The following is a 3834-nucleotide window of genomic DNA, read 5'->3' as shown; positions in this document are numbered from 1 at the left end:
ACGCATTGCTTGCCCCTCGTTTTCATGGCTTTGACCAACAACCGAGCGGGCTGGCAGGTGTCACGCAAGACTAATGAGGCCTGCCGGCCGCCGCGTCGGCAAGTGTTCGGATTCCTGGAACCCGGCAAAGCCTCGACCGGGACGCCCAGTAACCCCATATTAGCCAAGGCCAAACGCCCTGTCTCGGCTTAGGCGATTCAGCCAGAAGTCCCGAACATTTGTCGGGCTCACCCTCCGCCAATTCACGGCCGCGCCGCGCCATCATCAAGACACCGGCAAGACCTCGCTTGAACAAAAAAATTGAAATCCGCAAGTCGTGAATGGTCATCTTGACGAATGAGGCCGGGCGGCGCCGCGGGCACTCCGCTTTCCTGGCTTTCTTCGCGGTCTTGGCTTCGCCGTCTCGGGAAGAAAAGCGGCGAGCATGCCAATCGCTGGGAGGAAGGCGCAAATGTGATAGACGAAATCGATCGAAGTCACATCGGCGAGCCAGCCGAGGAAGGCGGCTCCGATGCCGGCGATGCCGAAGGCAAGCCCGAAAAATAGACCCGCAACCATCCCGACCCGGCCCGGGATCAGGCCCTGAGCGTAGACCAGGATCGCAGGAAAGGCCGAGGCAAGGATCAGTCCGATGATCACGCTCAAGATCGCCGTGCCGGTGAGCCCGACGTAAGGAAGCGCCAGCGTGAAGGGGAGAACGCCGAAGATCGACCACCAGATCACTCGCCGTGCCCCGATTCTGTCGCCGATGGGGCCGCCGATGACCGTTCCCGCGGCGACGGCGCCCAGGAAGATGAACAGATGGAGCTGGGCCTGTTGTACCGTGAGGCCGTAGGTGTGGATCAGATAGAAAATGAAGAAGCTTGTGATGCTGACCAGATAGAAGTGCTTGGAGAAGGTCAGCGCCATGAGAATGGCAACCGAGAGCCCGACCTTGCCGTGGGTCGCTTCAGCGATCGCCTCGCGTTCGCTCGGGTGCGTCTCAGGGCTGGCTCTCAGCGTCCGGCCGTACCAGGCACCGATGCCGGCAAGCAGCACGATGCCGACGAGCGCCACGACCGAGAACCAGGCGATGCTGCGCTGGCCGTAAGGAAGCACAATGAAGGCGGCGAGCAGCGGTCCGAGCGCCGTGCCGAAATTGCCGCCGACCTGGAACACCGACTGCGCCATGCCGTGACGGCCCCCCGAAGCGAGCCTCGCCACGCGCGAGGATTCGGGATGGAACACGGAGGAGCCCATGCCGATCAGGGCGGCGGCGGCAAGCACCGCCACATAGCTCGTGGCAAAGGCGATGAGGAGAAGACCCATCAGCGAAGAACTCATCCCGAGCACGAGCGAGTAAGGCGTGGGGTAACGGTCGGTGATGTAGCCGACCAAGGGCTGCAAAACCGATGCCGTGAATTGGAAGGTGAAGGTGATGAAGCCGATCTGGCCGAAGTCGAGCGCCAAGCCCTCCTTCAGCATGGGATAGATGGCCATGATCAGTGACTGGATCACATCGTTCAGCATGTGACAGACGCTGATCGCGGCAAGCACGGCCACAGCGGTGCTTTGCGTTGCCTTGGCTAGGGCGGTCGTGTTGCGGGGCTGAAGATTCATGGCGTGCTGGGTGAAGGCATCTCTCGGCGAGAATTGGGCCAAACGGGCTCTCAAGAGCAAGCTTTCATTTCGTGTGCGGGTTGAGCCTGCGGCGAAATGGCAGGGAGGAAACGAACGTATCGATGCCTAGCGTGCCGTGCCGGTCAAGAAAATGAAGCCCGAATAACCGCTGCGAACCTGATGTTCGCGGGCTACGGCTTCAGCCCTCAAGCCGTCAGCGTAAGGCGCAAAAGCATCGACCGCAGATTCGACGGATAAAGACAGTGCCGGATAGCAGCTTTCATTCACGGCATAGCCGGTCGAGCGCGCCAGGAAGGCTGCCGCAAGGGTACCGCCTCGCCTTACACAACGAGCAAAGGCGGCGCATGCCGCCTCAAATTCATCCTGTCGGTCGGTAATCGATTCGGCGCAGTAGAACATAGTCGCCGCTTGCCACCGACGAGTGGGCAGATCGAAGATAGATCCGCGCCGGAGGTGACACCGCTCGCGTAGAATAGGGATTGGATCCTCAGGCAGATCGAACTCCGGCAAATAGGCCTCGCGTACAACGTTCCAGAAGTGACTCCATTGCGGGCGCATTACGTCACGAGCCAGCTCCGCTTCGAGCCATGTGATATTGCTCTCGGCGTATTCCCATACGGTGAGGCGGTGCGCGCGAGGGAGCGCACAAAATAGCGAGATGAGGTTTGGGCCTGTGCCGACATCGACCATGTCGAGCTCGGTGCCAAGAGGAAGCGCCGATTTCATTGCTGCAACGGCGAGGCGAATGACGCAGTCGTCGTCGGGGTGGGGTTCCCCATAATAATGCTGGAAATAGGCTTCGGAGTCGAACTCCGCCCAACGATCGTCGGCGTTGCGGGAGGCCGCGCGCTCAGGCTTACCGGTCGACGAACCCTCGGCTGACAAGTGGCACTCCGTCAAAGAGCGTTGCTCGGCGGTGCCGCTTTACTCGCAGATCGCAGAGGCTCGTGTCTAGCCGCCTATCGCGGCCCGGTGCGGGGGAGTGCCCGAGGCGGGCTGGCGCGCCCTGAACGACTTGAGGAATTCGGCCATGTCCTCGGCGGTGAGAGGCCGCGCAAAATAGAAGCCCTGTAGCTCGGTGCACCCGAACTGCGCCATCATGTCGGCCTCGAACTCGGTCTCGACCCCCTCGGCGACGATGCTCATGCCGAGACCGCGGCCGAGCGCGACCACGGACTTGATGATCGTGCGCGAAGTGTCGATCTCGGAGATCCGGGCGACGAAAGAGCGGTCGATCTTGATCTTGTCGAAGCGGAAGGTGCAAAGATAGGAGAGGCTGGAATATCCAGTGCCGAAATCGTCGAGCGCGGTCTTGAACCCCATGGCGCGAATGGCGTCGAGGATGGTGTTGACGCGGTCGGTCGCCTCAAGCATCACGTTCTCGGTGATCTCGAGGGTGAAGCGGCGGGGATCGATCTGGTGCTCGGCAATGAGCCGGCGCAAGGTCCCTTCGAGATCGACGTGGCGCATCTGCACCGGCGACAAGTTGACCGAAACTTCGAGCTCGGGCCACTTCTTGGCGTCGGTCATCGCGCGCGTGAGCACCCATTCGCCGAGACTGGGAATCAGTCCGGCGTTCTCGGCGATCGGAATGAAATCGGCAGGCGACATCTCGCCATAGATCGGGTGCTCCCAGCGGAGCAGCGCCTCGACCCCGATAACCGCGCCGGTTTGGCAGGACACGATGGGCTGATAGTGGAGGTCGAGCGCATCGTCATCGAGAGCGTTGCGCAAAGCCAATTCGATCGAGCGTCTGTGCTCGACCTGCTTGGCCATCTCCGTGCAGAACAGAATGGCGCGATCGCGGCCTTGGTTCTTCGCCTCATACAGAGCGATGTCGGCGTGGCGCATCAGCTCGTCGGCCGAGGTGCCGTTTTCCGGCGCAACGGCGAGGCCGATCGAGGCCGTCACGCGGATGTTTTGTCCTTTGACATTGAAAGGCGACTCGAAGGCCTGAGCGATGCGCCGCGCAAGCGTCACGGCAGCCTCGTGGCCGGCTGGCGCGCACAGGATGGCAAACTCGTCGCCGCCGAAGCGCGAGAGGAAGTCCTGCGGCCGCAAGCGTCCGACAAGGCGCTGCGCGACCGCGCTGATCAATTGATCGCCCGCCTCGTGGCCGAGCGTATCGTTGATGTCCTTGAAGCGGTCGATGTCGATATAGGCGGCGACGGCGCGCTGGCCGGTGCGCTTGGCCACGGGACTGTGCAGGAACGC

General features: G+C 62.0%; 3 protein-coding genes. All 3 read right to left on the bottom strand.

From position 1 onward, the window contains the following. Positions 1-324: 324 nt before the first annotated feature. Positions 325-1599: an MFS transporter gene (locus VFB18_RS08740; RefSeq protein ID WP_324973703.1), complete on the bottom strand. Its 1275-nt coding sequence runs from the start codon at positions 1597-1599 to the stop codon at positions 325-327. A gap of 126 nt (positions 1600-1725) precedes the next feature. Then, complete coding sequence (locus VFB18_RS08735) at positions 1726-2505, bottom strand: hypothetical protein (protein ID WP_324973700.1); 780 nt, start codon at positions 2503-2505, stop codon at positions 1726-1728. Between the two features lie 66 nt (positions 2506-2571). Next, positions 2572-3834, bottom strand: a 1263-nt coding sequence (locus VFB18_RS08730) for a putative bifunctional diguanylate cyclase/phosphodiesterase (RefSeq protein WP_324973697.1), incomplete at its 5' end; no start/stop codon positions are given.

Origin of the sequence: Methyloceanibacter sp., assembly GCF_035650995.1 — a bacterium.
GTDB lineage: Bacteria > Pseudomonadota > Alphaproteobacteria > Rhizobiales > Methyloligellaceae > Methyloceanibacter.
This window is presented reverse-complemented; position numbering and strand designations above follow the sequence as displayed.